Source organism: Pseudomonas sp. NBRC 111123 (assembly GCF_001320205.1).
In the GTDB taxonomy this organism is placed as follows: Bacteria; Pseudomonadota; Gammaproteobacteria; order Pseudomonadales; family Pseudomonadaceae; genus Aquipseudomonas; species Aquipseudomonas putida_J.
This window is the reverse complement of the sequence record NZ_BCAZ01000001.1, coordinates 202,102-228,336: the sequence shown is the minus strand read 5'-3', so window position 1 is coordinate 228,336 and position 26,235 is coordinate 202,102. Positions and strand designations below refer to the sequence as shown.

The 26,235-nt window shown below is 59.0% G+C and carries 23 protein-coding genes and 1 pseudogene; 6 read left to right on the top strand and 18 right to left on the bottom strand.

The genetic code is table 11. The annotated features are described in order from the left end of the window. Nucleotides 1-134: 134 nt before the first annotated feature. Nucleotides 135-1,331 carry a benzoate/H(+) symporter BenE family transporter gene (locus tag APH27_RS01000; RefSeq protein ID WP_060483767.1) on the top strand — a complete coding sequence of 399 codons (1,197 nt, stop codon included), beginning with the start codon at nt 135-137 and terminating at the stop codon, nt 1,329-1,331. Between the two features lie 252 nt (nt 1,332-1,583). On the opposite strand, the gene APH27_RS27040 is transcribed toward APH27_RS01000, so the two are convergent. The 4 genes and pseudogenes from APH27_RS27040 to APH27_RS00985 all read right to left on the bottom strand — a co-directional run bounded on the left by APH27_RS27040 (nt 1,584) and on the right by APH27_RS00985 (nt 5,351). Next, the gene (locus APH27_RS27040; protein ID WP_371262680.1) at nt 1,584-2,447 is read right to left on the bottom strand and encodes a methyl-accepting chemotaxis protein; all 864 of its coding nucleotides are present in this window, start codon (nt 2,445-2,447) and stop codon (nt 1,584-1,586) included. Further along, a pseudogene (locus APH27_RS27035) lies at nt 2,445-2,669 on the bottom strand (HAMP domain-containing protein); the annotation flags it as partial. The pseudogene APH27_RS27035 and the gene APH27_RS27040, both read right to left, overlap by 3 nt. A 1,012-nt stretch (nt 2,670-3,681) precedes the next feature. Further along, on the bottom strand, nt 3,682-4,509 hold the full coding sequence (locus APH27_RS00990; protein WP_027919530.1) for an LPS biosynthesis protein: 828 nt from the start codon (nt 4,507-4,509) through the stop codon (nt 3,682-3,684). Nucleotides 4,510-4,589: 80 nt separating this feature from the next. Next, nucleotides 4,590-5,351: an SDR family oxidoreductase gene (locus APH27_RS00985; RefSeq protein WP_060483765.1), complete on the bottom strand. Its 762-nt coding sequence runs from the start codon at nt 5,349-5,351 to the stop codon at nt 4,590-4,592. A 216-nt stretch (nt 5,352-5,567) separates the two neighbouring features. On the opposite strand from APH27_RS00985, the gene APH27_RS00980 reads away from it, so the two are divergent. Both APH27_RS00980 and kdsA read left to right on the top strand, forming a co-directional pair. Further along, entirely contained in the window at nt 5,568-6,569 is a 1,002-nt protein-coding gene (locus APH27_RS00980; RefSeq protein ID WP_027919532.1) for an NADP-dependent oxidoreductase, read from the top strand. A 186-nt stretch (nt 6,570-6,755) separates the two neighbouring features. Further along, nucleotides 6,756-7,598, top strand: coding sequence for a 3-deoxy-8-phosphooctulonate synthase (gene kdsA, locus APH27_RS00975; protein WP_060483789.1), 843 nt, complete (start codon nt 6,756-6,758; stop codon nt 7,596-7,598). A gap of 76 nt (nt 7,599-7,674) precedes the next feature. On the opposite strand, the gene APH27_RS00970 is transcribed toward kdsA, so the two are convergent. Both APH27_RS00970 and APH27_RS00965 read right to left on the bottom strand, forming a co-directional pair. Then, on the bottom strand, nt 7,675-7,938 hold the full coding sequence (locus APH27_RS00970; protein ID WP_060483764.1) for a DUF3077 domain-containing protein: 264 nt from the start codon (nt 7,936-7,938) through the stop codon (nt 7,675-7,677). A gap of 150 nt (nt 7,939-8,088) precedes the next feature. Next, nucleotides 8,089-8,370: a hypothetical protein gene (locus tag APH27_RS00965; protein WP_060483763.1), complete on the bottom strand. Its 282-nt coding sequence runs from the start codon at nt 8,368-8,370 to the stop codon at nt 8,089-8,091. Nucleotides 8,371-8,821: 451 nt separating this feature from the next. Here APH27_RS00965 and APH27_RS00960 point away from each other — a divergent pair, with 451 nt between their 5' ends. Continuing rightward, complete coding sequence (locus tag APH27_RS00960) at nt 8,822-9,211, top strand: hypothetical protein (protein ID WP_060483762.1); 390 nt, start codon at nt 8,822-8,824, stop codon at nt 9,209-9,211. A gap of 33 nt (nt 9,212-9,244) precedes the next feature. Here the strand turns inward: APH27_RS00960 and pyrF are convergent, their stop codons facing one another. Next, nucleotides 9,245-9,946 carry an orotidine-5'-phosphate decarboxylase gene (pyrF, locus tag APH27_RS00955; RefSeq protein WP_060483761.1) on the bottom strand — a complete coding sequence of 234 codons (702 nt, stop codon included), beginning with the start codon at nt 9,944-9,946 and terminating at the stop codon, nt 9,245-9,247. 182 nt (nt 9,947-10,128) lie between these two features. Between pyrF and APH27_RS25490 the strand changes: the two genes are divergently transcribed. Next, nucleotides 10,129-10,296, top strand: a complete 168-nt coding sequence (locus APH27_RS25490; protein ID WP_003252762.1) for a DUF2897 family protein — start codon at nt 10,129-10,131, stop codon at nt 10,294-10,296. A gap of 51 nt (nt 10,297-10,347) precedes the next feature. On the opposite strand, the gene APH27_RS00950 is transcribed toward APH27_RS25490, so the two are convergent. From APH27_RS00950 to rfbB, 3 genes are all read right to left on the bottom strand, one after another. Then, nucleotides 10,348-10,680, bottom strand: coding sequence for a ComEA family DNA-binding protein (locus APH27_RS00950; RefSeq protein ID WP_060483760.1), 333 nt, complete (start codon nt 10,678-10,680; stop codon nt 10,348-10,350). Between the two features lie 186 nt (nt 10,681-10,866). Beyond that, nucleotides 10,867-11,757 (bottom strand): glucose-1-phosphate thymidylyltransferase RfbA, encoded by an 891-nt coding sequence (gene rfbA / locus APH27_RS00945; RefSeq protein WP_060483759.1) that lies wholly within the window; start codon nt 11,755-11,757, stop codon nt 10,867-10,869. Nucleotides 11,758-11,838: 81 nt separating this feature from the next. Further along, the gene (gene rfbB, locus APH27_RS00940; RefSeq protein WP_060483758.1) at nt 11,839-12,909 is read right to left on the bottom strand and encodes a dTDP-glucose 4,6-dehydratase; all 1,071 of its coding nucleotides are present in this window, start codon (nt 12,907-12,909) and stop codon (nt 11,839-11,841) included. A gap of 497 nt (nt 12,910-13,406) precedes the next feature. On the opposite strand from rfbB, the gene APH27_RS00935 reads away from it, so the two are divergent. Continuing rightward, entirely contained in the window at nt 13,407-14,447 is a 1,041-nt protein-coding gene (locus APH27_RS00935) for a hypothetical protein (RefSeq protein WP_060483757.1), read from the top strand. Nucleotides 14,448-14,609: 162 nt separating this feature from the next. On the opposite strand, the gene APH27_RS00930 is transcribed toward APH27_RS00935, so the two are convergent. The 8 genes from APH27_RS00930 to APH27_RS00895 form a co-directional block, all read right to left on the bottom strand. Next, nucleotides 14,610-16,322: an acyltransferase gene (locus APH27_RS00930; protein WP_060483756.1), complete on the bottom strand. Its 1,713-nt coding sequence runs from the start codon at nt 16,320-16,322 to the stop codon at nt 14,610-14,612. A gap of 193 nt (nt 16,323-16,515) precedes the next feature. Then, nucleotides 16,516-18,510, bottom strand: a complete 1,995-nt coding sequence (locus tag APH27_RS00925; protein WP_060483755.1) for a nucleoside-diphosphate sugar epimerase/dehydratase — start codon at nt 18,508-18,510, stop codon at nt 16,516-16,518. 40 nt (nt 18,511-18,550) lie between these two features. Continuing rightward, nucleotides 18,551-19,729 (bottom strand): DegT/DnrJ/EryC1/StrS aminotransferase family protein, encoded by a 1,179-nt coding sequence (locus tag APH27_RS00920; RefSeq protein WP_060483754.1) that lies wholly within the window; start codon nt 19,727-19,729, stop codon nt 18,551-18,553. A gap of 36 nt (nt 19,730-19,765) precedes the next feature. Beyond that, nucleotides 19,766-20,395, bottom strand: coding sequence for an acetyltransferase (locus APH27_RS00915; protein WP_060483753.1), 630 nt, complete (start codon nt 20,393-20,395; stop codon nt 19,766-19,768). Next, nucleotides 20,392-20,988 carry a sugar transferase gene (locus APH27_RS00910; RefSeq protein WP_060483752.1) on the bottom strand — a complete coding sequence of 199 codons (597 nt, stop codon included), beginning with the start codon at nt 20,986-20,988 and terminating at the stop codon, nt 20,392-20,394. The genes APH27_RS00915 and APH27_RS00910 overlap by 4 nt, the downstream gene beginning before the upstream one ends. Then, nucleotides 20,988-22,202, bottom strand: a complete 1,215-nt coding sequence (locus tag APH27_RS00905; RefSeq protein WP_060483751.1) for a glycosyltransferase family 4 protein — start codon at nt 22,200-22,202, stop codon at nt 20,988-20,990. The genes APH27_RS00910 and APH27_RS00905 overlap by 1 nt, the downstream gene beginning before the upstream one ends. A gap of 2 nt (nt 22,203-22,204) precedes the next feature. Continuing rightward, nucleotides 22,205-24,034: a heparinase II/III-family protein gene (locus tag APH27_RS00900; RefSeq protein WP_060483750.1), complete on the bottom strand. Its 1,830-nt coding sequence runs from the start codon at nt 24,032-24,034 to the stop codon at nt 22,205-22,207. Further along, nucleotides 24,031-26,175 carry a bi-domain-containing oxidoreductase gene (locus APH27_RS00895; protein WP_060483749.1) on the bottom strand — a complete coding sequence of 715 codons (2,145 nt, stop codon included), beginning with the start codon at nt 26,173-26,175 and terminating at the stop codon, nt 24,031-24,033. Before APH27_RS00895 ends, APH27_RS00900 begins: the two co-directional genes overlap by 4 nt. Nucleotides 26,176-26,235 lie beyond the last annotated feature (60 nt).

Sequence of the window (26,235 nt, the reverse complement as noted above, 5' to 3'; positions counted from 1 at the left end):
CCCATGCAGTTACGCGAACTTGCCAAATAGTTGGCGACTGTACGGCTAAAAGCAATGCCTGCTGTATGGCAAAGATCAATCCGGCCCGCGTTAGTCTGAAAAAACTGCTTACACATGGACAAGGACCCAACCCAATGACCGATGCCACCTCCGCACGCCTGCGGCCCCTGGCAGACAGCTCACCGTCCGCGGTGGTCGCCGGCTTCATCGCCATGCTCACCGGCTACACCAGCTCGCTGGTACTGATGTTCCAGGCCGGCCAGGCAGCCGGCCTGACCAGCGCGCAAATTTCTTCGTGGATCTGGGCGCTGTCGATCGGCATGGCGGTGTGCAGCATCGGCCTGTCGCTGCGCTACCGCACACCGATCACCGTGGCCTGGTCGACCCCGGGTGCCGCACTGCTGATTACCAGCCTTGGCGGAGTCAGCTACGGCGAAGCCATCGGTGCCTACATTACCTGTGCGCTGCTGGTGGTGATCTGTGGCCTGACCGGTAGCTTCGAGCGGCTGGTCAAGCGCATTCCGGCGTCCCTGGCATCGGCCTTGCTGGCCGGCATTCTGTTCAAGATCGGCAGCGAAATCTTCGTTGCCGCCCAGCACCGTACCCTGCTGGTACTGGGCATGTTCTTCAGCTACTTGCTGGTCAAGCGCCTGTCGCCGCGCTACTGCGTACTGGCCGCATTGCTGGTGGGCACGGCACTGTCCGGCGCCCTCGGCCTGCTGGACTTCAGCGGCTTCAAGCTGGAGGTGGCTACACCAGTGTGGACTACGCCAAGCTTTTCGCTGGCCGCGACCATCAGCATCGGCATTCCACTGTTCGTGGTGGCGATGACTTCGCAGAACATGCCTGGCGTGGCCGTGCTGCGTGCTGACGGTTACCAGGTGCCCGCCTCGCCGCTGATTTCAGCGACCGGATTCGCCTCGCTGCTGCTGGCACCGTTCGGCTCGCACGGGGTCAACCTGGCGGCCATCAGTGCGGCGATCTGCACCGGGCCGCATGCCCATGAAGACCCGAACAAGCGCTATACCGCGGCGGTGTGGTGCGGGATTTTCTATGGTATTGCCGGCACCTTCGGTGCCACCCTGGCGGCATTGTTCGCCGCGTTGCCGAAGGAGCTGGTGCTGTCGATTGCGGCGCTGGCGTTGTTCGGTTCGATCATGAACGGGTTGACCGTTGCCATGAGTGAGGCACGGGAGCGGGAAGCGGCGCTGATCACCTTCATGGTGACGGCTTCGGGGTTGACCCTGTTCTCGATCGGCTCGGCGTTCTGGGGGATCGTGGCGGGGGTGCTGACCTTGTTGATCCTCAATCCGCGAGGTGTTCGGCAGTAGATCGGTGTCGCGATTGAGACCGAGCGCCGCCCGCGCGGCGCATCGCGGATGAATCCGCTCCTGCATCTGTTTCGTGCCAGTGTGTCCTGTGCCAGAGGGGCTGCCACCTCGATATTGAAAGGAACGAACACGCGGACAGCGGTGACCTCACAGGCGCGATGGGCCCGAAAAAGATGTAGGAGCCGATTCATCCGCGATGCGCCGCGCGGGCGGCGCTCGATCTCACCCCCCGCAAATTCTTGCGCCAGCCCCTCACAATCTGAAGTGGCCGACCATGCCTTTGAGGTCACTGCCCAGCTGAGCCAGCTCAATACTGGACCGGGCATTATCCTGCATGGCCAACGCCGCCTGGTCGGCACTGCCACGGATCTGCGTCACGCTGCGGCTGATTTCCTCGGCCACCGAACTCTGCTGCTCGGCCGCTGCAGCAATCTGCTGGTTCATCTGCTGGATCAACGACACCGCCACCGCGATGCTGCCCAGCGCGCTTTCGGTCTGTAGCGCATCGGCCACGGCCAGGCGCACCAGCTCGGTACTGCCACGGATCTGCGCCACCGACTGCTGGGCATTGCCACGCAAGCTGGCCACCAGTTGCTCGATTTCCTCGGTCGACTGCCGGGTACGCCGGGCCAGCGCCCGTACTTCGTCGGCCACCACCGCAAAACCACGCCCCTGCTCACCCGCCCGGGCCGCTTCAATGGCCGCGTTGAGCGCCAGCAGGTTGGTCTGCTCGGCAACACTCTTGATCACCTCCAGCACATCACCAATGGTGTGGATCTCGGCACTCAAGCTGTCGATGCCGGCGCTGGCTGTGTCCGCAGCCGTTGCCAGTTGCTCGATGCGCTGCATGCTTTCGCGCACCACGCGCTGGCCGGCGTCGACCTTGTCATCGGCCGCCTGTGCCGCCTGCGCCGCTTCTTCGGCATTGCGCGCCACGTCGTGCACGGTGGCAGTCATCTGCTGCATGGCAGTGGCCACCTGCTCTGTCTCTTCCTTCTGGCTGCCGACTTCACGGTTGGTCTGCTCGGTCACTGCCGACAACGCCTGGGCGCTGCCCGCCAGCTGCTCGATACCTTGCTGCAGGCCGCTGACCACGCCAGACAACCCGGCAGCCATCTGCTGCATGGCCTGCATCAGCTGGCCGACTTCGTCCGTGCGCGGCGCTTCGTGCTCCAGGCCCAACTCGCCAGCGGCGATGCGCTGGGCACGGCCTATCACGCGCTTGAGCGGGCCAACTACAGCTCGGGTAATCAGCCAGGCAGCGAGGATGCCCACCAGCAACGCCAGCCCGGTTGCCAGCGCAATGGCCACGCGGTTGCGCGACAGTTCAGCCTGCATGGCTTGCTGATCGACGGCATAGGCCTGGTCGACCCGGCCAGTGACCTGCTCGGCACGCGCCTGCAACTGAGCCTTGATGCCTTGCTCCTTGCCCAGGAGGTCGGTGTATTCGTCGAGCTTGTCGGAGAAGCTTGCAATGTGCCCGGCCACCTCGCCGAGCACACTCTGGTAACCCGCGTCACTGACACCGGCCTTGAGCTGCTCGACCAACTGCGCCGCTTCAACCGTCTGGGCGATACGGCCTTGTTCCCCCTCCTCGCCCTTGCGGTTCTTGTCCAGGCGCACCCGTGCCTCGTCCATGGCCTGCAGCATCAGCCGCGACACCTGCGCCACCTGCCCGGCCTGCTCAAGGAACTCGCTCCCTTGCTGGCCCTGGGACTGTTTGAGCGTGTAGGCGGCATCGTCGGCCAGACCGGCCTGCAGCACATCGAGGTTGTTAGCGACGCTGGACACCGACCAGCTGGCCATGTCCAGCGCCAGCTCCTTGGCCTGTACCGCCTCGACGAAAGCCTCGAAGGCCTGGCCATAAGCCGACAGATCAGCCTCGGCCGCAAGCAGCGCCGGCAGATTGCGGGCGCGCTCGGCAAGGTTCTGCAAGCCGCTGCGCAAAGCCTCGGCCTCCTTGATGTCGGAGCGCAAGGCAAACGCCTGCTCGTGCTGGCGCAACCGCAGCAGGTCGGTATTGAATTGGCCCAGTTGGCGCAGGCCGTCGAAACGCTGGCCAACGCCATGCAGCGCCGCAATGCCGATGGCTGCCACCGCTACGGTCAGCAGCAACACCAGGGCAAACCCCAGGCCCAGTTTGCGGGCCATGCCCAGGTTGGCCAAAACACCGTGCCTGCTCGCCGCCATCGCCGATCCCCTTCACCGTGCAAGGTTTAGCCAAGGGCCAAGCGTGGCAACGTTACCGGCCTGCTAACAAGGGGCTGGCGCCAAAATGGTGTCAAATAGCTATGAGCTTGTCGCTTTCAGCTAGCTGAAGGTCGCCCTGCGTGCTGAAGGCAGAAAACCGTTACGCGGGGTGGCTGCACATGAAGGCCTGAGGCGCGTTACCCAGGATCATCGCCCGGGCCTGGTCGAGGGTGACCTTGGGGATGACGGTGTGCGGGATCTTCGAGGTCGCAGATAGGTTGTAGACGGCGAAATGCTCATCGACAACCCGGTCCGCCATCAGCTTGAGCGAGGGCAGGATGCGTCGCTCAAAGGCTTCATCCAGATGGCAGCGCGACACCGTTTGGCCGGGGGCCTCGTAGAACCGCCCCACCGACTGGTCGAGGTCCACACCCACCAAAAAAACCTGATTGAAACCCAAGTGACAGGCAAGTTGAATAGCCGCATAGGCCACCGTGCGCGCATCGAAAAACCCTTGAGACAGGTCTTTGCTGAAGCCCACCGAACGCGAGCGGCTACCCCAGATTGCCCGGCTGCGCACGAGTTGAGGATCGGGGTTGAACAGCGCGTCGTACAGGCCCGAGCGAGCCGCCTTGGCCAGCGGGAAGATCTGCGCCTTGCAGGTTACCGGCAACCCCTCGACCTCACTAGGCCAGATCGCCAGGCGCTGGCTGAGCCGTACCGCCTTGGCGTAGAGCTCAGGCTGCTGGTGCGCAAACCCGGTGTCGGTGCACACATAAAAATACGGGCGCACACCCTGTTCCGCGAACATCGAGATCGCGCCGTTGACGGTGATCATCGGCACGCCCGCGAAACGCTGCAGTGGAAAATCCTTGGCAGAGGCTCCCGAGGCAACGATGAACACCGGCCCTTCGGCGATACCCCGGCACGCCCCGAAATCCGATATCGAGGCTTGGCAGCCGGGCTTTTGGGCGCTGACTGTCTCCATGTCGCTTTCCAAAATTTGAAGAGCGTGATTATACACAGCTAATCAGCTAACCAACTATGCTCGGGCGTGTAACCTGCGGCTCAGATCGCAGTCGCCCCTCCATCCACAGTCAGACTATGACCGGTCGTGAACGCCGCCCCGTCACTGCACAGATACAATACCGCGCTGGCCACTTCCTCGACCTTGCCGATACGCCCCACCGGGTGCATCGCAGCGGCAAATTCGGCCTTGCGAGCGTCTGCCTCATAGGCGCGGCGGAACATGTCAGTGTCGATCACCGCCGGGCACACGGCATTCACGCGGATACCTTTCTTGGCATATTCGATGGCCGCCGATTTGGTCAGGCCGATCACCGCATGCTTGGAGGCGGCGTAGATGCTCATCTTCGGCGCCGCGCCCAGACCCGCCACAGAGGCGGTGTTGACGATCGCCCCACCACCTTGGGCCAGCAGCAGCGGCAATTGGTACTTCATGCACAGCCACACACCTTTGACATTGACGCCCATGATGGCGTCGAACTCCGCCTCGCTGCCCTCGGCCAGGCGGCCTTTTTCGATTTCAATGCCGGCATTGTTATAGGCGTAGTCCAGGCGGCCATAGGCCTCGATGGCGCGCTCATGCAGCTGCCGCACCTGGGCCTCCTGGGTCACATCACAGGCCACGAACAGCGCTTCGCCACCCGCTTCACGAACCAAGGCCACCGTGGCCTCGCCACCGACCGCGTCGAGATCGGCCACTACTACCTTCAGGCCTTCGCGGGCAAAGGCCAGGGCCGTCGCCCGGCCGATACCTGCCGCACCGCCGGTGACCAGGGCTACCTGGCCGGAAAAGGTCATGCTCATCGTCTGCTCCAATCATCAGTTCAGGAGCGCGCGGCTCCCACAGGTAGGGTGCGGCGGCTTTCAAATCCGTGGGCAGAGTCTAGTCAGCCCGCCGCCCGGCTGGGCAGCATCATCAGGGCAACGGTTGGGCTATCATGCTTGCCAGTGATTTTGCCGATCAACCTGCATCAGCAGGTTAAATTGACCGCTGTGCCTCATCGCCCACAAGGACCTGCCATGACCCAGACCAACCGCCGCTTCCTGCTTGCCAAACGCCCGGTCGGCGCCGTGCGCCGTGACGACTTCACCTTCGAGACGGTACCTGCCGAGGCCCCCGCCGCCGGCCAGATCCAGGTACGCAACCTTTACCTGTCGCTTGACCCGGCCATGCGGGGTTGGATGAACGAAGGCAAGTCGTACATCCCGCCCGTCGCTCTCGGCCAGGTGATGCGTGCACTGGGCGTCGGCGAAGTGGTCGCTTCCAACCACCCGGACTACAAGCCCGGCGACCATGTCAGCGGCGCCCTCGGCGTGCAGGATTACTTCACCGGCGAACCCCAGGGCCTGCACAAGATCGACCCCAACCTCGCCCCACTGCCCCGTTACCTCTCGGCCCTGGGCATGACCGGCATGACCGCCTACTTTGCCCTGCTCGAGGTTGGCCAGCCCAAGGCCGGCGACACCGTGGTCATCTCCGGCGCGGCCGGCGCGGTGGGCAGCATCGTCGGCCAGATCGCCAAGCTCAAGGGCTGCCATGTGGTCGGCATCGCTGGTGGCGCGCAAAAATGCCAGTACCTCAAGGACGAACTGGGCTTCGACGGCGTCATCGACTACAAGGCCGAAGACGTGCTGACCGGCCTGAAACGCGAATGCCCCAAAGGCGTCGACGTGTACTTCGACAACGTCGGTGGCGAAATCCTCGACGCCGTGCTCACCCGCATCAACTTCAAGGCGCGCATCGTCATCTGCGGCGCCATCAGCCAGTACAACAACAAAGAAGCCGTAAAAGGCCCGGCCAACTACCTGGCGCTGCTGGTGAACCGCGCACGCATGGAAGGCTTCGTGGTGATGGACCACGCCAAGGACTATGGCAAGGCTGCGCAGGAGATGGCCGGCTGGCTGGCCACGGGCAAGGTCAAGAGCAAGGAGGATGTGGTCGAGGGGTTGGAGACGTTCCCTGAGACGCTGCTCAAGCTGTTCAGCGGCGAGAACTTCGGCAAGTTGGTGTTGAAAGTCTGAAATTGGATCAAGCCTGTGCCAGCCCTTTCGCGGGCAAGCCCGCTTCCACAGGACGGTGCAAAGTTCACTGTTGCGGGGATCATGTGGGAGCGGGCTGCCCCGCGAAAGGGCCGGCACAGGCAACGCAGATCTTGTAAGATTCCCCTTCGCCACTGAAACCAGTGACAGGGATTTGCAGAGATGACCATGATCAAGATCACCCCCACCATCGAGTGCTCCAACACCGCCCCGTTCGTCCTTTTCGGCGGCATCAACGTGCTCGAATCCGAGGACCTGGCCCTGACCGCCTGCGCCGAGTACGTTCGGGTTACCGAAAAGCTGGGCATCCCTTACGTATTCAAGGCCAGCTTCGACAAGGCCAACCGCTCCTCGATCCACTCCTACCGCGGCCCGGGCATGGAAGAAGGCCTGCGCATCTTTGAGAAGGTGAAGGCCGAGTTCGGCGTACCGATCATCACTGACGTGCATGAAATCTACCAGTGCGCGCCAGTAGCCGAAGTGGTTGACGTGCTGCAACTGCCAGCCTTCCTCGCCCGCCAAACCGACCTGGTTGTGGCCCTGGCCAAGACCGGCAAACCGGTGAACATCAAGAAGCCGCAGTTCCTCAGCCCTTCGCAGATGCAGAACATCGTGCACAAGTTCAAGGAAGCCGGTAACGACCAGCTGATCCTCTGCGACCGCGGCACCTGCATGGGCTACGACAACCTGGTGGTCGACATGCTCGGCTTCGGCGTGATGAAGCGCACCTGCGACAACCTGCCGATCATCTTCGACGTCACCCACGCCCTGCAAAACCGCGACCCGTCCGGTGCAGCCTCCGGTGGCCGTCGCGAACAGGTGGTCGACCTGGCCCGTGCCGGCATGGCAGTTGGCCTGGCTGGGTTGTTCCTGGAGGCCCACCCAAATCCGGACCAGGCCAAGTGCGATGGCCCAAGCGCCCTGCCGCTGGACAAGCTGGAGCCGTTTTTGGCGCAGATCAAGGCGCTCGATGACCTGGTCAAAGGCTTCCAGCCGCTGGTTATTGCCTGATTCAACGTTGCGCAATGCAAGAAGGGCCGGCATGCACTGCATACCGGCCCTTTTTTTCAGCCTCTGAAAGATCGCGTCATCGGGCCATGCCCAGCTCAGCATCATCCATCAGTGCCTTGGCCATCGCGCTCAGGTAGTGCGAGGCCCAGATCATCATTGCCTTTTCATCCATCAGGCCGATGATGGTCAGTTCGCGGACATAGCCCATCAATTCCGAGGCTTGCTCGCGGGCATCCCGGCAGGGAATGCCTGGTTCGATGCGGAACAGGGGATGAGTCTGGTGTTCGCCCTGGAAGAAGGTGGTTTTGCCGACAGTGAATTGGGTGTCGTCTGTGCTCATCGAATGCCCTCCTGATATGTTTCGATTGCCTGTTCAGGCGGGTAAACCCACTACCACAGGTGATGTGCAAATTTTGAGATCTGTTATGTCCCTGTGGGAGCGGGTTCATCGAGGCGTCGAACCGCCGCGAATAGGCCAACAAATCCAACCTCAATGCAGGCTGCTACTCCGCTCCAGGGCCAGTGACAGCGCATCTGCCTGCCCCCAGGCAATCTGCATGGCGCGCAGCCCATTCACCAGCGAATCCCGGGTGCTGTCATCTTCGATGGCGTCAAGGATTCGGTGGCAATGGTTGTAGGCGAGCATCAGGTAGTGGGTGACGTCCATCACCACTTGATCGATGGGCACGATGCCTTCGCTGACGGCGTTGGTGAGGGTCTTGTCGGAGGGTAGGTCGAAATGATGGGGTGGGTCGGGGACGATTTTTTTCATAAAGACTCCTGAACGCTTGGGACTGCCGCTTCCGTTTCCACAGGAAGGGTGGCAGCTGTACACGGAGTGGAAACCCGAGTGCATTCAGGAAAACTCGGTAGGCACAGGCCTTCCGGGTACAGCCGCCATTAACGACAAACCCAAAATGCTTGATGCGGGTTTCCACACCCGATCGCTGAACTGCCAGCGACCCAGAGAGGCTAAAGGGCAGCGTATTCAGGAACAATCAGACGCGAGTCGACAGGGCTTGTAGGATATTTCCAGCCACATCATGCCGCCAGCCTCAACTTGTAGGACCCTTCTGAAAATACAGTAGGAAGAGCCATACAGACCCGCGTTCATTCCGTTACATCCCCTCTGAAGCCTCAAAGCCCATGCCGTTCAACGCAGCGAAGTAGCGTTCGCGCTCAAACTCAGGTAATGATGTGCGCGCTTTCATGAGGAGATCGTTGTGGAGTGGTACGAATCGTTGTTTCTGCAGGCCTGCGCCCATGTCATGACACTGGCGAAAATAGCCCAACCTCGCACCTCGCAAGGTGCACCGAAGTTGAATGTCACCAGCACCTATGAGTTGGTGGAAGCCTATCAGCGTGGTGTGACACTGGCCTTCAACCTTAAAGAGTTGCAGCAGCACTTCGTCGAAGGTGCAGATTGCGCGCTGCTGATCCTGACGAGCGAACACCAGTTCACCAGCACGTTGCAAGACATCAAGCGCCAGCACGATGTGGTGCTGAGCGCCTCGCTCGGGACCAACATTCGGTCCAGCGATTTCGCAACTTATCACGTTGACGTTGCGCTCATCCGCGCGACAAAAGCCGGCGCGATGGATATCGCCCACTAAGCAAGGGCTGCGCACAACAGCCCTTCAGCCAAATTAGCTGCGGATCTCTGCCACCACAGCTGCTAGCGCCTGAGCCGGGTCCGCCGCTTTGCTGATCGGGCGGCCGATCACCAGGTAATCCGAACCAGCGTCCAGCGCCTGGCGCGGCGTCAGGATGCGGCGCTGGTCATCCAGCGCGCTACCAGCAGGGCGAATGCCTGGAGTCACCAGTTGCAGGCCAGGGTGCGCAGCCTTCAACGCCGGCGCCTCCAGCGCCGAGCACACCAGACCGTCCATACCGGCCTTTTCGGCCAGTGCCGCCAGACGCAGCACCTGGTCCTGTGGGTCGATGTCAAGGCCAATACCCGCCAGGTCTTCACGCTCCATGCTGGTCAGCACGGTGACCCCGATCAGCAACGGCTGTGGGCCGCTGCGCTTGGCCAACTCTTCACGGCAGGCCGCCATCATGCGCAGGCCGCCAGAGCAATGGACGTTGACCATCCACACACCCATTTCGGCGGCAGCCTTCACGGCCATGGCAGTGGTGTTTGGGATATCGTGGAACTTGAGGTCAAGGAACACCTCGAAGCCCTTCTCGCACAGGGTCTCGACGATGCCTGCAGCACTGCTGGTAAACAGCTCCTTGCCCACCTTCACCCGGCACAGGGCAGGATCGAGCTGGTCGGCCAGCTTGAGGGCGGCGTCACGGGTGGGGAAATCCAGGGCGACGATCAGGGGCGTCTGGCAGGCGGACATGGTCAAGGTCTCTTTGGTAATTCGTAAACGGCGCGCATTGTAAACGAAGTGAGCATGCCTTGGGGCCCACGGACCATCAGAATTGGCCCAAGCGGTTACGGCTCCTATAATTGAACCAACGGATAAGGCCATCGCTCAAATTTTATACAAGCGAAGCCCCCAAAGCCCATAGGAGAACGACAATGCCTTGGTATGCCTGGCTGATACTCATCATAGCCCTCGGCTCGATCGTGGGCGGGCTGATGATGCTGCGCGATACGGCGAAGAAGCTGCCGCTGACGGAAGAACAGCTGCGCAAGGTGCATGAACGCAATGCCGAGGCGGATGCCAAGGATGCGCAGGATCGGTAGATTGCCAGCGATGACGCCGGGGCAGACAGAGGCCAGCCCCGGCCAGTTTCCCTACTCCACTACCAGCTTGCCACGGTTACGCTCAAGCAGCGCATTGCCTATTCCCTTGATCTCCAGCAATTCATCAACTGAAGCGAACGGCCCGTTGGCCTCCCGATAAGCCACGATTGCTTCGGCCTTCGCTTTGCCAATGCCATTGAGCTCTTTTTGCAAGGTCAGTGCATCTGCGGTATTCAGGTTCAACATGCCGGATGACGCCTGCACCTGACTTACCATCGGCACCGGTTCCATTGGTGCAGTGGCAGTGGCTGGCGCGGCGCTGAGCGAAAAGGACAAGCCGGCAAAGAGCGGCAATAGCAGATAATTGAGAACGGTATTTCGCATGGCAATCACTCCTGTGAGTTGAGTTGGAACGCAGCAAGATCCTTGGCTGCACACTCAAGCTAGCGGCTCACAGGCCATTCTCCCAGCGTTTGCCGCAAGGGAATGGTTACCAGATTAGACGTCACTGGATGTTGCACGCCCGACTGGTGAAATATCCCACAGCAGGCGTGCACAGGCCCTTCAAATTCAGAAGATAGTGTCGTGTAGCACTCGTTGCAGATACTGCCCATAGCCGTTCTTCATCAGCGGCGCGGCCAGCTTTTCCAGTTGTTCAGCGTCGATCCAGCGCTGACGGTAGGCAACCTCTTCAGGACACGCGACTTTCAGGCCCTGCCGGCGTTCGATGGTGGCGATGAAACCGCTGGCTTCGAGCAGCGAATCATGGGTGCCAGTATCCAACCAGGCATACCCCCGCCCCATCACCTCGACAGACAACTGCTCACGCTCGAGGTACAGGCGGTTGAGGTCGGTGATCTCCAGCTCACCGCGAGGCGAAGGCTTGAGGCCCTTGGCCATCTCGATCACGTCCTGATCGTAGAAATACAACCCGGTGACCGCATAGTTGGACTTGGGTTTGAGCGGCTTCTCTTCCAGGCTGATGGCCTTGCCGCGGTTGTCGAATTCGACCACACCGTAACGCTCTGGGTCGGTAACGTGGTAGGCGAAGACGCTTGCTCCCTCGTTACGGCCCATGGCATCGAGCAACAGCGCCTGGAAGTCGTGGCCGTAGTAAATGTTATCTCCCAATACCAGTGCCGACAGGTCGTTACCGATAAAGTCCTCACCGATAATGAAGGCCTGGGCCAGGCCATCGGGTGACGGTTGCACGGCATAGGTGATGTTGATGCCCCACTTGTGGCCGTCACCGAGGAGCTGCTCGAAGCGCGGCGTGTCCTGCGGGGTGGAGATGATCAGGATGTCACGAATACCCGCCAGCATCAGCGTGGTCAGCGGGTAGTAGATCATCGGTTTGTCGTAGACCGGCAGCAATTGCTTGGAGATCGCCAATGTGGCCGGGTGCAGGCGCGTACCGGAGCCACCAGCGAGAATGATGCCTTTACGGTTGAATGTGCTCATATCGTGTAAATCTCAGTCAGGCGCGCGGCCATTTAATTGCCACCTCTTTGCCATTATAGATAAGGCATTCAGATGCGCCCGTTATGCGGAGCGCCCGGCATAGTTCTTCTCGACCCATTCGCGATAGCTACCCGACAGCACATCCTGGACCCATTGCTGATTGTCCAAGTACCACTGGACAGTTTTACGGATACCGGTTTCAAAGGTTTCCGCGGGTTTCCAGCCCAATTCACGCTCAAGCTTGCGCGCGTCGATGGCGTATCGGCGGTCATGGCCAGGCCGGTCAGTGACGAAGCTGATCTGGCTGGCATAGGGCTGCCCGTCTGCACGAGGGCTCAGCTCGTCGAGCAAGGTGCAGACGTGATGGACGATGCTCAGGTTGGGCATTTCGTTCCAGCCACCGACGTTGTACACCTCACCTACCCGGCCTGCTTCGAGGACACGGCGGATGGCACTGCAATGGTCCTTGACGTAGAGCCAGTCGCGGATTTGCTGACCGTCGCCGTACACCGGCAGCGCTTTGCCGGCCAAAGCATTGACGATCATCAATGGGATCAGTTTTTCGGGGAAATGCAGTGGGCCATAGTTGTTCGAGCAGTTGGTGGTCAACACCGGCAGGCCGTAGGTGTGGTGGTAGGAGCGAACCAGGTGATCGCTGGCGGCCTTGCTGGCTGAATAGGGGCTGTTGGGTTGGTACTGGTGTGTTTCAGTGAACGCCGGTTCGTCAGCGGCGAGCGAGCCATATACCTCATCGGTCGATACGTGCAGAAAGCGGAAAGCCGAGCGGCCCGGCTCGTTCAGCGACTGCCAGTGCTCACGCACCGCCTCGAGTAGCTGGAAAGTACCTACCACATTGGTTTCGACGAATGCCTGCGGGCCATGGATTGATCGGTCGACATGGGATTCGGCGGCAAAGTTGAGTACTGCACGTGGCTGGTGCTCGACAAATAGGCGCCGCAGCAGCTGACCGTCGCCGATATCGCCGTGTACGAATACGTGCTGTGGGTTGCCTTCCAGGCTCACCAGGCTCTGCAGGTTGCCTGCATACGTCAGCTTGTCTAGATTGATGAGGGTCTCATCCGACTGACTCATCCAGTCGAGCACGAAATTCGCGCCAATGAAGCCGGCTCCGCCGGTTACCAGGATTGTCATGGGGCTGGTCAGTCCAAAAATTGGGGCGTATAGGGATAGCAATAGTGTAAACGCGATTGCGACTACCTCAAGCCTCCTTAAAGAACTTGCAAAGCTGGGGCGACGTTAACTCCCTTCTGCCCTGGTCAGCGTACAAGCGGGCTTGCTGTAAGGTGACACGCTGCGCCTAACAGACTCAACCCCGCAGCTGATAGTAAGGCACCACAAATCAACAGTCAGGTGGCCATTTTCAGATTTTGCAAATTCCACTTTGCAGAAAGACTGTATGCATGTACAGTGCTACTGCCGACGCTAAACCATGGAAGCAAGATGTTTCTTGTTGATGCCTGATAACTCCAAGATGTTCAGATCAAGTGCTGTTGTCCACATGCGGCATTAAGGAATACGGCGCTGTGCCAGTCTTGATGAGGGCAAGCCCACTGCGGCGCCTATTCATCTTGTTTCCTTACCAACATCGGCTGTATTGACCTTCAATAGAATTTGACTTATGGATTGTTATGAGTATCTACCCTGCTTCGCCGTTTGTAATTACGCCCGATCCAAGTGAGGACAACGGCCCCGCAATTATCAATGCATTGAAAGACGGCTATCGCTGGATCCAGATTAACGGGACGAGTTGCCCAATCGGTACACGAGTGGACTTGAATGATACCGATGGCCAACCCTACCATGGCGTAATCATTGAACCAGCTCCCGGAATTTCCAAAGTAACAATTGACTCCAGTGGCGTTGGCAGGAGCCCAACGGACCCAACCAATCCAAGTTATGCAGCTATCGATTACGAGGGATGGGTAAGGCCGGCAAGTTATATGACCGCTGCTGCGCCTGCCGGCTCGTACATGATTGATGTCGCGGACATCACCCAGTACTCTAACGGGCAATGGATTGTAATTTCCAGCGCAAACACCGACTTCGCTACTCAGTCTCTTCCGACTGATGGCCCGATGGAGGTACGCCAGATTATCGCGCGTGGAGGCAGCAGCTTGACGCTTGATCGGGTGCTCAAGCGCGACACTCCGAAGAACGCAGTTGTTGCTACTTGCCGGCCTATCCAGAACGTCTACATTCGCGATCTGGAATTTACCGGAAATAGCACCATCGGCCTTCACATGCATTATGCGCAGCACTGCACAGTGGAGCGCATCACTTCCTCAAATTGGCGGGGGCGATGCATGCTGCTGATTGACAATGGTGGCTCGTATAACACCATCATCGACAGCTATTGCACTGGAGTTGAGCCCGGAATCGGCGGAGAACAAAACACCTGGGGAGTTGTTGTCGAAGGTCAGGACTCCACTCGAATCATCAACTCTGGTGGCGAACTGTGCGGCGAAGGCATGGGCATGAACTACTGCATCGACACGATATCCATTGATGCTCGCGGTTCTAAGAACACCGTCAACGTTGGGGTGCATACTGCCTCACTCCGCTCAGGCTTCCTTCGCCCCAAAGCCAGTCGCCCAGTGATTGTCAATACAGTCATTACCCCAGAATGTGTTGACTGCTATATGATCGACGTACAACCATGGACGTCATGAGTTTTTATAAACTTTAGCTTTTTGGCCTGGAACGGACTATCGGTACGTCACTTTGTAAACTAGCCATAACTCGGGACTACACTAATCTTTGCCCAGGTCATAGACCGATAGCCTTTGTTGGAAGGCTATCGGTGATTTCATCCTAAACAGGAGCGGTCCTGACTACTTGTCCACCTTCGACCATTTCAGGACGTACGCGCCTTGACTGCCCTGGCTGCCATCCACGGCAATTGAGTAGGTCGTACCCTGTTCCGCCTTGAACTCACCACGGCTCGTAAAATCGGTTTCTGACCTATTGTCATTGGCAAAAATGACCGGCATGGAGTTCATACTGGTGCTTGCATAAACAGCCAACACCGTATCGAAGTCAGAGCCCGTTGTCTCGAAGGCATATAGACCACTGGCAGGTGCAGTCCATTTGCACCAAACAGAATGGTAAGGTTTGGAAAATGGCACATGCCCCAACTCCCCCACTTGACTGGTCGCCCTTTCAGTGCTGCCTACTGCTATTCCGGCCTCCCCGCTTATAGTCGTAGCTAGAGAGAAATCATCTGCACAACTGGACGCCGGCTTACTGCCGCTCGCAAACGCGTAAACCGCTGTAGCACTGAAGGTGATGAAAATCACGACAGCACTCGCGAATATTTGCGCAGGAACGGCATGGTGCATTTTTTTTCTGAGCGACTCATCTTTGAGTCCCTTACCATCCAAGCAGCGCTTGCAAAACTCGCTGACCGGCATCTCGATGTAACGCCAGAACAGATAGGCCAACGGCGTAATGTACAGAACACTGAGCACCGCGAGTATCATGGCAACCACTGCGTTAGGCAATCCAAATGCAATCAGCTTGCCGATCAACATTGGTGCGTAATCTGTTGAGTCCGGGGAAGACCAGACCAGCATCAGTGTCATGGGATGCAGAAGGTATAGACTGAATGAGATCCGCCCGAAAAAGGTGAGTACGCGGGAACTCAGGAACCGCGTGGCGCTAACATCGGCATATGCCAGAATCACGACAATCATTGCCGCAGCAGCAGCCTGAACGATGATTGCAAAGGATATCAACGAGCTCCTGTAAGGAATCGGATTTTGCGTACCTACTATGAACTGAATAGCGAAGAAAAATATCAAAGCCGCTATTATCAGCATTGCACCATGACACTTGACAGCTCGAAGAATATCTCTGCCATATAAGAAGGCAAGTGAGCCGAAAAGGAACGTATGCAGATAAGCGGTTCTCGACCATGAGGTGCCGAATGGGTCATATTCGTACCAGAAACTGAACAATGAAAGCATAGCAAAAGCGCTACACATCAAAAGCATACTACGCCGACCAACTAGAGAAACTACGGCCATGGCTAAGAGCACCAATAGCCCACCTATCAGTTCAGTCTGCAACGTCCACATCACACCATTGATGGAGACGTCCAGCAACAAGGAGTTCTGAATGACTTCAGTTAAACCGAAGTCCAATGATAGACGCATGCCGAACACGCTATTCAGCAGCCAGAACAAAATAACAGTGGCAATGGCTGCAGGGTATATTCTGAAAACACGTCGAATGCAGAACTCGATTGCGTGCTTACCTGAAATACCACTCCTATCCAGCGAGTAGCTCAGAACAAAACCGCTCAACACGAAAAAGAACAGTACCGGCGGCGACAGCGGGCCACCTGCGGCAAAAACCCCATAAAAATAAGATAACCACGACTGCCAACCACCTGACTGCTCGTTGCTGCTGATTAGCTGGTCACGCACTCCATACTCAGTCAGGAAGAGTGCCTGTCCTATGTGAAATGCGGCTACCAATATTGCTGCCAAACCACGCGCCGACTCCAAAGGCGCAAAAAAAGCGTGACTTCTTTCTTGCTTCATGCCTGAACTGCCCTATTTAAACGTTCCAGCGACACTCATCAGCTGCCTCTAACGGGCCTTCTGTCGCTACCTTGAGCGGGATTTTACAACCCCATAATTTGCGGATTATCAGGAAACCGAATTATTCCCAGTATAAAAATAAAGGCCCTTACCGCAGCAAGAACCTTTATTTAAGCTGCTTAGCGTCTACCCCTCACAACTCCAAGCGACGCTGCTGATAAATCCAGTCAACAATCTCACCTTCAGGCATATAACCAATTACGGTTTCCCGCAGCAATTGCCGCACTCTCGCGAAGTCATCGTCTTCTACAGCGTAAAGCAATTGTTTCAAAGCCTCCTTGAGCGCATCCCACGGCAGGAAGTCCTCGGCAGCACTCATGATCATCGGGTGCTCTGTGGGTATCACGTTGTCACCGATCAGCAGCTCCTCGTAGAGTTTCTCCCCTGGGCGCAGGCCGGTGAACTCGATGGCGATGTCGCCGTGTGGGCTGCGCTCCGAACGCACGCTAAAGCCGGACAGGTGAATCATTTTCTCGGCCAGCTCCACGATCCTCACAGGCTCGCCCATATCCAGAACGAAGACATCCCCCCCCTGCCCCATCGACCCGGCCTGGATAACCAGTTGCGCCGCTTCGGGAATTGTCATGAAATAGCGGGTGATCTTCGGGTGCGTGACCGTGACCGGACCACCTTCCTTGATCTGCCGATGGAACAACGGGATGACTGAACCCGAGGAGCCGAGCACGTTGCCGAAACGCACCATGGTAAAGCGGGTTTTGTTGACCTGGGCAACGTTGCCGTTGTCGCCATACAGTACCGGAGCGATTTCCTTGCTCAGGGCCTGCAGCACCATCTCCGACAAACGCTTCGTACTGCCCATTACGTTGGTCGGGCGCACCGCCTTGTCGGTGGAAATCAGCACGAAGTTGGGCACACCCGCCTGAACCGCAGCCTGCGCGGTATTTAGGGTGCCGAAGACATTGTTATGGATGCCTTCGGCAATGTTGTGCTCGACCATCGGCACGTGCTTATAGGCTGCCGCGTGATAAACCGTATCAACGTGCCAAGTACGCATGACGTCAAGCAACTGGTGCGGATTGCGTACCGACCCGAGGATCGGTAGCACCTTGGTCGACAACGACTCTCGTGCCACGCGCTGATCCAGCTCTGACAAAATGCTGTAAAGGTTGAACTCACTGTGCTCAAGCAACAGCAGTACGCGGGGCTTGAGCGTAAGAATTTGCCGGCACAGTTCCGAACCGATCGAGCCTCCCGCACCGGTTACCAGCACCACCTGGCTGTGCACACATCGAGACAGCAGGTCCTTCTGCGCCGGAACCGCATCCCGGCCAAGCAGGTCGGCAATGTCGACCTCCTGGATATCGTCGACTTTGACCCGCCCGCTGGCAAGGTCCATGAACCCGGGCACACTGCGCACATGGAGCGGCAAACCTTCAAGGAAACCAAGAATCTCGCGTCGGCGGGCGCGGCTCACAGAAGGCAACGCCAACAACAGTTCCTCGGCGCCAGTCAGTTCGATCATCTGCTGAATCTGGGCAGGGCTGTAGACATGCAGGCCAGAGATCACTCGGTCAGTGATACTGGCGTCATCATCGATGAACGCAACCGGTCGCATCACCTTGCCCATCCTCAATGCCGCAACCAGCTGATTGCCTGCCGCACCCGCACCGTAGATGGCCACTTTGGGTAAACCATTGTCGCGGGTTCCAAAGGGTGCATGCGGTGGCATACCGAACCAGTCACCGAGGAAGTACTGACGCATGGCCAGACGCAAGCCTCCGACCATGATCAGGCTGAGCCACCAGTAGTTGAATACGATCGAGCGCGGCACCAGGGGGCGGTGATTGCTGTACCAGAAAATCACTAGGCCAAGTATCAGCGACGAAAGCGTCACGGCCTTGACGATGGCGATCAACGCATCATTGCCCAGATAGCGCATCACTGCGCGATACATGCCAAAGCGGATGAACAAAGGAATGGCTGTCAATGGCGCACTCAAGAACAACCACGGATGCTCCGTGATCGGATTGTCCATTTCACTGACCCCGAGCCGGACGGCGAATGCCAACCAAAGGGCAATCCATACCAGCATCACATCGGTAGCCACCTGAAGCAGCCGCTTCTGGCTGCGGTTCAGGTTCAGCAACCCTGAGCGAATCTTGTCCATATATCCCTCAATAGCATTCCACACCTTGGCACTTTGTGAATCAACGAGCCACCGCTCGCCCCATCACCGAGGCCAGGACTTCGCAGGTCAGTTCAACCTCTCGGCCGGTCAGGGTCGGATGGACAAGGAACATCAGACTGGTCTCGCCCAGCTCATGGGCGATCGGCAGCGGCTGCTCCGGACGCCATCCAGTACCGTCGAAGGCTTTCTCAAGATAAACTTCGGAGCAGGACCCGGAGTAGCAAGGCACACCGGCCTCGTTGATTTCCCGGGCAATACGATCGCGGTTCCAGCCTTCAGCGAGCGCTTGCGGCTCAACGAAAACGTAACATTTGTAGGCTGCATGACGAATGTCGTGAGGAACCTGTGGCACGCGCAAGCCCGGCAGCCGAGCGGCCGTTGCCTCAATGCGCTGAGCATATTCACTGCGCTGTGCCTGCCACTGTGGCATCCGCTGCAATTGCAGCCGGCCGATTACTGCCTGGACCTCGAGCATCCGCCAGTTGGTACCGAAGCTCTCGTGCAGCCATCTGAAGCCTGGCGCGTGCTGGCGCTCGTAAATTGCCTCCCAGCTCTTGCCATGATCTTTGTAAGACCACATGGCAGACCACAAAGCCTTGTCATTGGTGGTTACCATGCCACCTTCGCCACCGGTGGTCATGATCTTGTCCTGGCAGAAGGACCAGGCGCCCACGTGCCCAATCGAGCCGACCGAGCGACCTTTGTACAGCGCGCCATGGGCCTGGGCGCAATCCTCGATGACCTTGAGCCCCTTTTCCGTGGCCAGCGCCATGATAGGGTCCATATCACATGGCCAACCTGCCAGATGCACGCAAATGACCGCGCGGGTGCGCTCGGTCAGTACGGCACGAATCGTCTCGGCGGTGATGTTCTGCGAATCGCGATCGACATCGGCAAAAACCGGCACGGCACCGGCATTGACGATCGACGAGACCGAAGCCAGGAAGGTACGGGAAGTGACGATCACTTCGTCACCAGTCCCGATACCCAGTGCCTTGAGCGCAAGGTCCAGTGCGACCGTGCCATTGGCGACGGCAACGGCATGCTCACACTGCGCCCACTTGGCGAATTCCCGTTCGAACTCCCGACACTCCTGCCCGGTCCAATAGTTGACCTTGTTGGAAAGAATCACGTCACGAACAGCATTGGCCTCTTCTTCGGTGAAGGATGGCCACGGAGAAAAAGCGGTATTCAACATAGCAGTAAGTCCATTATTCGGTCAGCATCGGCACGCTCAGCTCGAGCTGGCCAGCGAACGTGCGGGAACGCCCACGGCAGTGATGCCGTCGGCTACAGGTTTGACGACTACAGCACCGGCACCGATCACCACGCGAGATCCAACCTGGATCATCTGACGGATGCAGGCACCAATGCCGACCCAAGTGAGATCGCCTACGGTCACACCACCCGCCAGGCGAGCACCGGGGCTCAAGTGAACGAAATCGCCCAGCAGATTATCATGATCGACGCTACAGCCTGTATTCAGGATGGCGCCATCACCTATACGTGAATCGATGTTGACCACGACACCGCCCATAACCACGCTACCGATGCCTATCGCACTGCGCGGGCTGATGACCGCCTGCGGGTGGATCAACGAGACAATCGGCGCATCGACCGCCGCGAGCTGGCGCTGCTTGTCGTGGCGAACCTGATTGTTGCCGATGCCGACGATGACCCCCTCGACACTCGACAGCTGCGCAAGCAGCGCAGCGCTGTCACCGACAATGGGCCAATGGCCGTTAACCTGCCGCGCCGGCCAGGCATCGTCGTAGAACACGACTTCAGGCCAACCACACAGCTCGGCGATGTCGGCCAGTACCTTGCCATGCCCGCTGGCCCCCAGGATCGCCAGACGCCTCATGGCCGATTCCCGGTGAACTTACTCATGGTAACCTCGCCATCACCACTGATGCCGTCCTTCTTCACGACTTTCTTTACCGTGAGGAAAAGAATCTTGAGGTCCAGCCAGAAGCTTCGGTTTTCCACATACCAGACGTCGAGCTTGAACTTGTCCTCCCAGCCAAGGGCATTTCTGCCATTGATCTGCGCCCAACCTGTCACCCCTGGGCGCACTTCATGGCGGCGGTACTGTTCAGGCGAATACAGTGGCAGGTATTCCATCAACAGCGGCCGGGGACCGACCAGGCTCATCTCGCCCTTGAGCACATTCCACAGCTCCGGCAACTCATCAAGGCTTGACGACCGTAGGAAGCCACCGAACGGCGTCATGCGCTGAGCATCAGGCAAAACATTACCCTGTGCATCGACTGCATCGCGCATGGTACGGAACTTGACCATCTCGAACGGTTTGCCATCACGCCCGGGGCGTTGTTGGCGGAACAACACGGGCGCGCCCAGGTTCTTGCGTACCTTCCACGCCACCAAGGCGATGACAGGCGAAAGCAACAGCAAGGCAACGGCAGCGGCTGTCAGGTCGAAGAGACGTTTCAACATTACTTGACTCCTTCCAGCCACTGGACAAACTGCCCGGCCAGCAGCTTGCGATCGAAGCTGCGCGCCGCCAGCTGTCGGCCTCGCTCGCCCTTGGCCTTGAGTGCTCCGCGATCAGATGCCGCCTGCTCCAGGGCATCGGCGAACGCATCCGGATCTTCGGGCGCAACCGCGAATCCACAGTCCTCGCTGACGATCATCTCAGCAAGCCAACCTGGATAATTGTTGAGCACCGGCAGGCCCGAGGCAATGTAGTCAAAGAACTTGTTTGGCGAAGTCCCGAAGTAGAACGCCTTCACGTTGGCCAGTACCTGTAGCCCCAGATCGGCGCTGGCCATCAACCCGGCCAGCCGCTCCTTGTTCACCGGGTCATGGAAGACCACGTTGTCCAGGCCTTCGGCCTTGGCTCGGCTCACCAGCGCCGGCTTGAGCTTGCCCTGGCCAATCAATACCAGGCGGATATCGTCACGGCCGCGGGCTTTCAACCGTGCAGCAGCATCCAGCACCGCATCGAGCTTGTTGGCCATGCCATGGGTACCGGCAAAAACCGCCATGAGATGGCTGTCGTCAACACCTTGCGGACGCCATGGCTGGGCCGGGGCATCGAAGATTTCAAGATCACAGCCGTTAGGTATCATCGCCACTTTGGCAGGGTCGACCCCCCGCGAAACGATGCCTTCTACAATGCCGGGCGACAAGCCGACCAGGCGATGTGCCGAGCGATAGCTGGCCCACTCAAGTAACGACATGCCCCAGAGCACCAGGGGATTGCGGATCACCCCCATGGCCTTTGGCAATTCAGGCCACAGGTCGCGAACTTCGAAGACAAAGGGCTTGTTGCGCAGCCAGCGTGCGAAGATACCTGGAATACCCGCCGTCAGTGGCGTAGTGGTCGCGAAGACCAGGTCATATTTGGCAGTCAGCGCCACCCCGATGCTGCGCAGGGCAAATTTGAGGAAACTGACAGCACGCTTGAGGAAACCATCACTGTTGGCGTAAGCGAGGTCGAACTCGATGACATCGATGCCTTCAACCTGGCCTTGACGCTTACCGGACAGGAAAGGCCCACTGAGCCCGGTATTACCGCCACCATAGCTGCCGCAGACCATGGTCACCTGATGACCCTGGGCAACCAGGCGTCGGGCCATCTCGTAGGAGCGAATTCCCGTGGCGCCCTTGGGGGTCGAGAAATGCTGATGAAAATAGAGAATTCTCATGGTTACCAGTGATACTCCGTAATCAAGACTCCAGCTGTTGCCACTTCGACTTCAAGCACTGGTACACGTGTTTTCTCAAGGTAGTAACGGGACTCCCACCCTTCCACCAGTTCACAGCGCACGATAGGCACGTCACTTGTCACCGACAGCCGCTGCGAACCGTTACTTACAGCGTTTTCCTGCAGCACCCAGTCTCCCGGTTCCAGCCGCCAGCGCAAGACGGCCCTGGAAGCGAAACCAGCCACCCGATCACGCACCTGCAAGCCGTCATCTCCCAGACTGATATGGCGTGAATGCTCGGCGCCCTTGCCATCCCGGTAGGCGGCAGTGCAGGTCGTAAAGCCATCCCCGCGGGCCAGCGGATCAAGGCGACAGGTCTGCAGCCAGTCACCGAACAGGAACCGGCTGAGCTTGGGCATCTGGTCACGGTCATCGAACTGCACCGTGTTATGACTTCCAGTGCCTGGGAAGTAACGTAGCCACTTGGCCTCGACGTTGTAGCTGAAACTGCCAGCATCGCGCAGCAGGTTTCGCCCGTTGCGCCAAAGGTCCAAGTGCAGGGCGTCAGCCTGGCCAGGCCGGAAGCGAAAACGCGGATAACGCAACACTGCTGTACTGCCGCCTTGGCGCAGCACGGCATAGCCGCCCTGATCGAATTGCTGGCTACCTGGTCGCTCGGCTTGCGCCAAGGGTGCCTGCAGGCCCAGCCATTGCAGCGGGAGGTCCCAAGGCCCGGCCTCGGCATAGGCACGCTGACCGCAGAACAGCGCCATTGCCAATTGCACCGAAGGGCGGAAGTCGCGGTAGTCAGTGTCGGTCAAAGGCAGCAAGCGTGCGCCATCATTCGCCCCGATGTTGGGAGCGTCACCGCTAGCCTCGTCGACAAAGGTGAACAGCCAGTTCGCCGCAGCCCGCGCCTTTGCTTGAAAATCAGCACTGAAAGCCGGAAGTTCGAGCTTGCGTCGCCAAACCTCGACCATTGAAAAGGTATCGAGCATCACCCGGTGGTAATTGACCGAATACTGGCTGAAACTGCCATCAAGCTCGATCAGGCGCGCAGCCCGATTCTCCAGCCAGCAGCGCCCGGCCAGGTACCAACGCTCACCGGCGGGGTGATTGTTCTTCATCAACCAACTACCACCGACGTACAACGCCGCTGCCTCTGAGGTTCCGTGGTTGTTGTCCTGGGCCATGGCGTAGCTGATGGTGGGCTTGATCCGCTTCAGATGCACTTCGATCATGGCCGCCAGGCCCGGCTGAATCTGCTCGTGCTGATCGAGCATGACAGCGCTCATGGCCAAGTGCAGGACACGAATGGACGCCTCCTGCCCGCACTTCCAGTTCGGCCCATGATAAGGCGGATTGTGCTCGCACCAATGCGCAAGCCATTGGTTCAACTGTGCAATGGCTGCATTGTCACCGTTGCAAGCGCGCTGGGTAAAAGCCAGTACCCAGTCGAGTCGCGAAGCTTCCCAGATGCTTTTGATGTCGCCGACAGCGGGATCGAAATCAGCGATACGCCACCACTCACGTTCCGGGGAAGGTACCCGAACCCCGGTCAGGGGGTTCAGGTGCCAGTCCGGCGGAGCCTCGCCCACGGTGACGGGCCACAGGCCATAGTAGCGGATCTCGCGCGCCCATTGTCCGCTGCCCGGCAGGTTTTCTACCTGCCGCAAGGGCTGAGCGAAGAATGGCCCCGAGGGCACTTCGGCGGTAAGCCGGCGCACAGGGTTGAGCCCGGTTTTCACCCCCAGACGGTATCCCAGCGCCCGGCAAAGATTGCCGGGGCCAAGCGCCAGCGCGGTTCTAGCTTTTACGATGAACAGACTCATTGCGCGCGAAGCATCCGCGCCACTTCGACACTCACCCGCGCCACTTCGAAGATTTCATCGCTCGGGATTGGCGTTGCCTTGCCCTGCCCTACCGCCGCGAGGAACGCTGCGGCACATTCGGATTGGCCCTTGTTCTGCTTCCACAGATTGAGCTTGCTGAACCCTGGCCAGCCAAAGCCCTTGAGTTTGCGGAAGTTGTCCAGTTGCAGCACGCGCCCGGCAGCGAACACCTCTACGCGCTCCTTGGGGAAGCTCGCAGCGCCGTTTGCCAGATAATGGATGGTGCCAAACGAGCCATCCTCGAAACCTAGCGTGATCGATGCCTTGTCTTCGGTGACGGCCACTGCGGGCGAGTCGCCCATGCGGCGTGCCTGGATCGAAACGATCGGGCTGCCCACCAGGAAGCGCATCAGATCGATGAAATGGCAGGCTTCGCCTATGATCCGCCCGCCGCCCACAGCTTCGTCCTGAGTCCAGTGATCCGCAGGAATGGCACCCGCGTTCATGGTCATTATCAGCGACTTGGGCTCTTTTACCGCAGTCAGAAGCGCCTTCATTTTTTGCACCTGAGGCGAGAAGCGGCGATTGAAGCCCACCATCAGGTGCGGCTTGAGCCCCTTCTGCACAGCCAGGTCGTACGCGGCCTGCACATCAGCCAAGCCCTGCTCATCGATTGCCAGAGGCTTCTCGACGAACACGTGCTTGCCGGCTTCCAGCACTTGGGACACGAAGCGTGCATGGCTGTCGTGCCGGGTGACGATAGCCACGGTGTTGATGGTCTGGTCGGCCAACATCGCGCCGACATCCGTGGAGGCATGGGCGAAACCGGCCTTGCTGCCGTGAATGACGCCATTGAGGCCACCGGCGGTGACAATGGTATGGAATTGTGCACCGGCGGCCTTGAACGCCGGAATCAGCATCCGCGATGCATAGTTGCCAGCACCGATGAATCCGACCACTGGTTTGACCGGGTCGAAAGCGATGTTCGACTGAGGCACCAGGGTGACATCTTTTACGTGCCGCTCCTGGGGAGCCGAGTGATACTCGAGTACGATACCCAGGGCCGAGTTTTCACTGGTCAGCGTCTGGTATGCATCCGCCGCATCTTCAAAGGCAAAGCGGTGGGAAATCAGTTGCCCGACATCCAGTTGGCCACTGGCAAGCATGTCCAGAACGGCCTCGAAATTGCGCTGTTCGGTCCATCGTACGAAGCCAATGGGGAAGTCATTACCCTGCTCCTCGTAAGTAGGATCGTAGCGGCCCGGACCGTAGGAGCACGAAACCTGGAAAGACAGCTCCTTCTCGTAGAAGTCAGCTCGATTCAACTCCAGGCCCGTCACCCCTACCAGCACGATGCGGCCGCGCTTGCGGCACATGTTCGCCGCTTGGGTAACCGGGTCCGACGATTTCGTGGAGGCTGTGATGATGACGCCATCAACCCCTCGTGCCCGGCTGAAAGCCATGCCTGCAGCTACCGGATCTTCGCCCTTGCCTGGGTTGCAGGTCTCGGCACCGTAGTTGCGCGCCAGCGCCAGCTTCTGCTCATCGAAATCGATGGCCAGTACGCGGCAACCCTGCGCCCGCAGCAGTTGCACGGTGACCAGGCCGATCAAGCCAACGCCGGTGACGACGAACGCCTCACCCAGAGTCGGCTGAGCCAGCCGAATCCCTTGCAGGCCGATACTGGCAAGGACTGTGAACGATGCAGCCTCATCGCTTACGGAATCCGGAATCAGCGCGCAAAGGTTCTTCGGCACCACCACAACGTCAGCGTGCGGCCCATTGGAAACGACACGATCGCCTGCCTTGAAGCCCGAAACGCCCGCTCCGGTCGCCGCAACGACACCGACGTTGCAGTAGCCCAGAGGCAGCGGCTGGGCCAGTTTGGACTGCACCGCTTCGATAGTCGTGGCCAGGCCATCGGTCTGCACTTTTTGCAGCACCATGCGCACTTTGTCGGGTTGCTGGCGCGCTTTTTCGATCCAGTTGGCCTTGCCGAAACCTACTAGCATCCGCTCGGTACCGGCTGAAATCAGCGTGCGGCTGGTATTGATCTGCAGCGCACCACTGCGAACGCCAGGCACCGGGGCCTGAACCAGGGATGTCTCGCCGCTCGCCATGTTCTGAACAACTTGCTTCATGAAATGCCACCAATAAAGTTGAAAAAAACAGCACCTGAGGCCATGGCCCTTGGCAGGGTG